Raw genomic sequence first — 7,282 nt, 5'->3', positions numbered from 1 at the left:
TATTCATAATCAAACAACCCTCGCAGCTTTTTGCTCATCCCAAACCTCTCCGTTCTCTGACATATATATCTTTATTTTATCGAATTGGTGCTTATCTGCTTTTGAGGTGGGTTTTTAGAGGTGCCCTAAAGAAAGTAAACACCATTCAGCCAAAGCCTCAGACACTACTTTAACTCAAAATATTGAACAACCTGTTTTTCAAGCTCCTAAACCATTACCGACACCATTAACATCTATACTCTCAACTACGTACACCCAAGAATCTGCAACGTGTCCTTTTACTCTTATTGCAGATAATGAAAATTACTATGTAAAACTTTGCGACAGTATGAGAGGTGACAAAACTATTGCCAAATTTTTCATCAGGGCTGGTGAGGAATTATCAGCCAAAGTTCCTCCAGGAGAGTACAAAATAAAATTCGGCTCTGGTGATGAATGGTATGGTGAAGAAGAATTATTCGGCGCATTGAGTCAATATGGAGAATCGGAAAATTTAAGTTTTACTGATAGTGGCTATTCATCATTAGGACATACAGTATCTTTTTATAAAAGGGCTGATGGCAATTTACATACAAATGACATCGGACGCGATTCCGTAGTAGAAAATAAATAAAAAGGCGAAAATAATGAAAAAAATAATCTTGGCGACAATTGCTGTATCTTCACTGTATGCTAGGTCTTATATATATGACTATAGTTGTGATAGCTTATATAGTGATTATAAAGAAAGCTATTATGATATATCTCATAGTAACTATTTTAGGTATGATACTTATTGTAAAGAACTAGGAAAGAAACTTGATAGGAGCATATTTAGTTCACCAGAAGAAGAAGCTAGAGCAAATGAAGAGTATTTAAAACATCAACAACTCACTTTAGGAATCGCATGTGAGCAAATTATAAAAAAAATTCCTGTTTATTACAAAAAAGATTATTGTGCGATTTTTGAATCAAAACAAGTAGCACAACAAGCAATACAAGCCACTGCACCAAATTTAGAACCAAAAAAGCAAATTGACCCAGCAATACAATATAAAAATACCCCTCAATTAAAATTAAGCAAGCTGCATATTTATGGTATTACGAATATTGAATACTTTAGAGACAAAAAAAATATAATAATGGTTGAGTCTTCAACGGGTAATTTCGCGCTTCCGTTAACTGAAATTGTAAATGCTGAACGAATTAACTTTACAACTGAATTATCTCAAAAGATTAATGATGTTTTACGTTAGGCTATAATTTACTGTGCCCAAATCGTGCCCAAAAATGACTATTTTTACCTAATTTTTGAAAACTGATAGAGTCACAAAAGCCCTAAAAATGGTCGTTTGTAGTTTTTTACCTTAATATAAATTGAATCCAGTATCCGGAGCCACCCTTAAATCAAATCTTCAAACAGCTCTTCTATTTTTAACAGATCCGCGTCTACAATTCCTCTTTCCGTAATAAGTCCGGTGATATAGCGGTTCGGGGTGACATCAAATCCGTAATTCAGCGCACGTGACCCCTGCGGAACTACTAGTACCTTTTCGACATTGCCATTTTCATGCAAACCGACCATATAACGGACCTCATCCTCGCTACGGGTCTCTATGGGGATATCTTTTACCCCGTCAATCACCTCAAAATCAAATGTCGACGTAGGAAAAGCGACATAAAACGGGACACTATGTGCATGAGCCGCCAACGCCTTGAGATACGTTCCGATTTTATTGGCGACATCTCCCTGCCGGCTTACCCGATCAGCCCCTACAAATACAATATCAACCATTCCGTGCTGCATCAAATGCCCGCCCGTATTGTCGGCAATGATCGTATGCTCTACTCCGTCTTGTCCCAGTTCCCACGCTGTCAGGTTTGCCCCTTGATTTCTCGGACGTGTTTCATCCACCCAGACGTGCAGATCTATCCCTCTTCGTTTCGCCTCATAGATCGGTGCCAATGCCGTTCCCATATCAATCACAGCAAGCCATCCGGCATTGCAATGGGTGAGAATATTCACCTTTCGGTTCTCCCGCTTGGCGATCGCTTCAATGAGATCGGCTCCCAAACGCGCAATTTCGAGGCTTTTTTCAGCTTCGTCATTATTGAGTGCGATCGCTTCTTCTTTGGCTTTGACTACCAGATCGCCGCTTGCATTGCGTAACCGCTCCACCATCAGTTCAACCGCCCATTGAAGATTGACCGCCGTAGGACGGGCATCTTTGAGCGCTTGTACTTTTGCATTGAACTCACTGTCTAGTATTTTGGTCTGACGCACCGCCAGATAAACGCCAAATGCCGCGACGGATCCTATAACACCCGCTCCGCGTACCGTCATATCGGCAATGGCCAACGTAGCATCTTCACACGTTTTCAACACTTTGGTCGTCTCGACGTGCGGCAGCAGGGTTTGATCGATCACTTCAAGATCACCCTCTTCATTAAGCCACAGTGCTTTATAGATACCGTTCATTCGCTCTCCTGTTTAATCATTCCGATCAATTCTTTTACATTTCCGATTTTTTCATACTCTTTGACAAAACGCTTTGCGATAGCCAGTGATTTTTTCTCTACCCGTGCACGTGCATCGGGATCGTCGATCCCCGTAATATCCTCAACCCCGGCAATCCCAAATAGGCGGCGGGCCATCTTCGCACCGGCAAATCCAACTGACTGGCGGAATATCATCTCCATAAACTGCTTTTGAAAAGAAGCCAATACCGCTTCATCGGCATACCCATGCGCTATCAAGGCGCTCTCATCCGTACGGTTCCAGTGGTCAAGAAACTTGGCTTCAAATTTAACAAAAATTGCTTCCACCGTCTCCAACAGCCATTGCTGATAATCACTGTCCCTAGTCCGCTCAAAATGGGAAACATACGATTGGAGCAAATTGGCGATGAGCGCTCCGATATCAAATCCGAACGGGCCGAAAAAAGCGAATTCGGGATCGATCACATACGTCTCATCCTTATTTAGCATTATCGATCCGGTATGAAGGTCACCGTGAAGCAATGCATCGCTTTGATTCATAAAAAGATATTTGAGTTTCAGCATCTGCACTTTGAATTCGGTGTCGTTTTGGAGTTCTTTTTGCACTGAAACCATTTTCGGATTGATGTTGTTGGAATCATGCTCCATATACGGGAAAGTAAAAATAAAATCTTCGCTAATTTTGCACAATTGCGTATTGGTGTTAAACCGGTCCATCAAGGCGCGTTTGGATTCGCTGCTCAGATAAAGCGATGAACTTTTCAAGAGGGAGGCCGCCAAAAAATCAGTAATCTGCTCGGCAAATTTTGGGTATCTGATCCCCTCCATCAGCCCGCGACGCATAATGATATGATTTTCTAAAAAGCGCAACGCCACCACGCTCATTTCTTCGTTGGCATGATAAATCGTCGGGATAAAAGAAGGGGCAATTTCGCGAAAATAGCTCAGGGCCCGTATCTCATAATTCATCCGCTCGCGCGAAAGGGGCCACCCTTCGCCGGCAATGCGAAGATACGGTACGGCTTGTTTGAGGATGATTTTGCTTTTGGAAGACTCGACAATATAGACGTAGTTTAGATTGCCGTCGCCTACCTCTTGGATACTCAATTCTCCCTCCCCCAAAATGGCCATCAACTCCGGGGTATCTTGGATATAGCCTCTCACTTTATCGTTATCTAAAATGGTGTACTCCATCTCCTGATCCCTAAATGATACGGTCGCTGCCGCCGTCAATCGCCACCTGTGCACCCGTTACGGCACCAAACAGTTCGCTCGCCATCGCAACGGCCAAATCGGCGACGTCACGCGACGTGATCTCTGCTTGAAGGAGATTGCGCGTTTTATATTCCTGTACACTCATTCCATAATGGTGAGCACGTTTTTCGAGCAGTTCCTGGGTCCATAGCCCCGTATCAAATACCGCGTCGGGATGAAGCATATTGACACGGATTTTCGGTGCCAGTTCCAGTGCGGCGATACGGGCCAGCTGCGCCACTCCGCTTTTTGCCACCGAATAAGCACTTGCCCCTTTTCCCGGTGCCGGAACGTTTTTGGAAACGATAAAAACGATCGCCGGATTAATCCCCTCTTTGAGAAACGGAATTACTTTCGTGGTCATCACCTGCTGTGCGGTCAGATTGATTGCCATGCTTTTTAACCACGTCTGAGAATCAATCTCTTCAATATTGGCATTCTCCGGGAAATATCCCGCATTATTGACCAAAACGTCAATCCCTCCGAAAGTAAAGACCCCCTCAGCAATGGCCCGATCGATCTGATCGGCATCGGTCAGGTCACATTTAATCCCTAAAATGGCACTGCTTTTAAACATCGTTGCGATATCCGGATTGATATCGAGTGCGATAACTGCGGCTCCGGCATCGGCAAACGCCAAAGCGCACGCTTTTCCGATGCCGCTGGCCGCTCCGGTGACCAGCGCCACTCTCCCTTGAAACGGCGGCTTAGAACTGCTTTTTTTCAATTTTGCCTGTTCCAGCTCCCAATACTCCATCTTGAATATCTCATTTTCAGGGAGGGCAATATACTGTTTAATCGATTCTGCGGTCAGAATCGACTCCATCGTATGCTCTTTGATATCGCTGATAATCCCGACCTCTTTAGCACTACTGCCGAAAGAGAGGCTCCCGACATCTCTCCAGACACCCCACATAGGAGCAGGATTCAGCATCGTCAATGTACCGTCGTTGTGGCGATTAAAATAAGCTTTATACTCTGCCGCATACGACTCGATATCTTCAGGGGTAGAGATCACCGCACCGTTCTTTTTGGTACGTATAACATGATCGGGAGTCAACGGTCCCGTCGTAGAAATACGTTCTACCTCTTTGTGCCCCATAAATGCGCGGCTGAGTTCCCCGCGATCCAATCGGGCTACCATCGGATTTCCGCTGACTTTTGAGAGTTTTGAGCGTATCTGAGCCATCTGAAGGGGGGTAACGGCACTGCTTGGCTTTGGCTGCAACGGCTGCTTGCGGGTTGCGTTAAACTCCTCCGCAATCGTGACCAGTTTAATCATCTTTTCATAGCTTTTTTTGGCCGAATCATCAAAACTGAAGACACCGTGATGCATCAGAATAAGACCGTCAATTTGAGAGAGATCCCTCCCTTCGATCGCACGGGCAATCTCTTGTGAGAGGATAAAGCCCGGCATGACGTACGGGACGATAATGATACTCTCCCCGTACAGTTCTTTGATAAGGGCTTCACTGCCCGGCGTATTGGTCAGGGCAACTACCGCATCGGCATGGGTATGATCGACGTATTTAAACGGCAAAATCGCATGCAAAATCGCTTCGATCGAAGGGGTCGGAGCTCCCGGATCAATCATCGCGGAACGCTGATAGCTTACCATATCGGTATCGCTGAGCGTCTCAAGCGCCGCCAGTTTTAAAAGCACCTCCATCTTTACCGGGGCAAATCCGGGGGCTTCGATGGTGGCCAGATCCCAGCCGCTCCCTTTGACGTAGAGTATCTCTTCGGCTTCGCCGAATATATTGATCACCGTTGATTTGACCGAGGTATTCCCGCCGCCGTGGAGTACAAGGTCACTGCTTTTTCCCAAAAGACGGGACGAATAGACTCTCAACTCTAAATCACTCTCAAAAGCTTTTGCTTCCGCGTCATTCCATAAACTTATCATGCACAAACCCCGATAATAATAATGGATCAATTCTATCCATTTCCCTCTTCGAAAACACTCAAGGAGTCAAAAATAAAGGGGCTACTGCCCGATCTTATTGGTCTCCTCATCGTAGTGATCGCATTTGAGCAGTTTCATCCCTTTCACCGTCCGGACAATCGTCTCAATCGCAACCGGATTATAAAGACGCCGAATTGTATGGCGCTTTACGCAATCTTCGCATCGGCTGATAACGCAATGGATCGCATCGCTGACCACCAGGATCGGCTGGCCGGGATCAATGCCGAGGAGATGATGGAATAAAACTTCGCCGTTTTCAATCCCGTGATCGATGATTACGACATCGTATTCCCCTTTGTTAAAGGCGATAAAAACCTCTCCCACACTCGAAGCCGAATCCACACTGCATTCCGATTCCTCTTCCAGCAACATTTTCCGTGTTTGAAGCTGAAAACCGATTCGATCAATAATTAATATTTTCATGCCAAAAGTATTGCGTAACAATCGTTAAAGTTCTTTAAACCAGTCTATAATTTGTTTCTACTATAATTGTGACGATTAATTCAAGCATTATCAGAGCAGTGAAAAAAGGGTGTGGATGGCTATTCTAACGGATGTAAAGCGTGCGCTAATCTTGCGGTGCGGCGCATTGGGAGATCTGGTGTACGCAACCGGCGTTATTGACGCATTGCGACAAGAATACGGAGAGGATATCGTAATCGATTTCATCACGACTCCCGGTACTGCTAAACTTTTCGAATATGACACCCGCATCCATCAGGTATTCCACCTCCGGCACAAAAAATTCCCCATTTGGCTCAGTCCTCAAAAACGTGCCATCATCCGCCATTCGCAGCAACATCCGTATGACCTGTTGATTTCACTCGAATTCGGAAAACAGTTTAAAAGCCTGATCAACGCCATTCACGCAACCCAAAAAACCGGGATGGGGATTACAGAAACCGCCGAACCGGTTTCTGCAATCAACCGCGCCGAAGCGACCAAGCTCTATTACCGTGATGTGATTGATCCCGCCCGTTTGTCCGCAGCGCAGCCTCACCTCATCGGCGTTTCAAAAAGCGATTTGAATCGCAAAATCCAACTTCCCGACAATGCGATCGTCATCGCCCCCAGCAACTCCCATAACCAAAAAAAGGGGCTCAACTACCGGGCATGGCCCTCCGGACACTGGCGTTCACTCATGGCGGCACTCGCTCAGCAGACTCCGCTCATCCTTGTCGGAGCACGCGGAGAAGAGTCGTTTTTCGATGCATTGAAGCCCTATCCCGCTACCCTCATCGATATGGTGGGACAGCTCTCGATTCCCGAACTGATTACCACCGTCCAAAAGAGCAAAGCCCTGATCTGTACCGATTCGGCGACCGGACATATCGGTGCGGCAGTCGGCACCCCGACCTTTGTCCTGATGGGGCCGAATAATCCCCTCACCGACAGTCCGTATCAGAGCAAAACCAATGCCGTCTATCCCATCTCGCTGCATCTTCCCTGCTCACCGTGCTACAAAACGGAAACGATGAAACGGTGCACCGACAATATCTGTATGGGGAACATCACCCCCGAAGCCGTTTTGGCATCGTTAAAATCAGCGAAGATTGTATAAAATTCTTCAAATATGCTTTTTAG

General features: G+C 45.7%; 7 protein-coding genes. 3 read left to right on the top strand and 4 right to left on the bottom strand.

Annotated features, from left to right (window positions below; all coding sequences use genetic code 11):
- Positions 1-328 precede the first annotated feature (328 nt).
- Positions 329-613 carry a hypothetical protein gene (locus tag M0P91_RS09560; protein WP_295066614.1) on the top strand — a complete coding sequence of 95 codons (285 nt, stop codon included), beginning with the start codon at positions 329-331 and terminating at the stop codon, positions 611-613.
- 13 nt (positions 614-626) lie between these two features.
- On the top strand, positions 627-1,235 hold the full coding sequence (locus tag M0P91_RS09555) for a hypothetical protein (RefSeq protein ID WP_295066612.1): 609 nt from the start codon (positions 627-629) through the stop codon (positions 1,233-1,235).
- Between the two features lie 146 nt (positions 1,236-1,381).
- Here M0P91_RS09555 and mtnA read toward each other — a convergent pair whose 3' ends face one another.
- From mtnA to M0P91_RS09535, 4 genes are all read right to left on the bottom strand, one after another.
- Positions 1,382-2,458, bottom strand: coding sequence for an S-methyl-5-thioribose-1-phosphate isomerase (gene mtnA / locus M0P91_RS09550; protein WP_295066610.1), 1,077 nt, complete (start codon positions 2,456-2,458; stop codon positions 1,382-1,384).
- Positions 2,455-3,672, bottom strand: a complete 1,218-nt coding sequence (mtnK, locus tag M0P91_RS09545) for an S-methyl-5-thioribose kinase (RefSeq protein WP_295066608.1) — start codon at positions 3,670-3,672, stop codon at positions 2,455-2,457. Before mtnK ends, mtnA begins: the two co-directional genes overlap by 4 nt.
- A 10-nt stretch (positions 3,673-3,682) precedes the next feature.
- Positions 3,683-5,638 carry a bifunctional aldolase/short-chain dehydrogenase gene (locus M0P91_RS09540; RefSeq protein WP_295066606.1) on the bottom strand — a complete coding sequence of 652 codons (1,956 nt, stop codon included), beginning with the start codon at positions 5,636-5,638 and terminating at the stop codon, positions 3,683-3,685.
- Between the two features lie 81 nt (positions 5,639-5,719).
- Positions 5,720-6,121 (bottom strand): hypothetical protein, encoded by a 402-nt coding sequence (locus tag M0P91_RS09535; RefSeq protein ID WP_295066604.1) that lies wholly within the window; start codon positions 6,119-6,121, stop codon positions 5,720-5,722.
- A gap of 115 nt (positions 6,122-6,236) precedes the next feature.
- Here M0P91_RS09535 and M0P91_RS09530 point away from each other — a divergent pair, with 115 nt between their 5' ends.
- Positions 6,237-7,259 (top strand): glycosyltransferase family 9 protein, encoded by a 1,023-nt coding sequence (locus M0P91_RS09530; RefSeq protein WP_295066602.1) that lies wholly within the window; start codon positions 6,237-6,239, stop codon positions 7,257-7,259.
- Positions 7,260-7,282: the final 23 nt, after the last annotated feature.

Origin of the sequence: Sulfuricurvum sp., from assembly GCF_023229695.1 — a bacterium.
GTDB lineage: Bacteria > Campylobacterota > Campylobacteria > Campylobacterales > Sulfurimonadaceae > Sulfuricurvum.
Note: the sequence above shows the minus strand (reverse complement) of the source record. Positions and strands in the feature narration are given on the sequence as shown.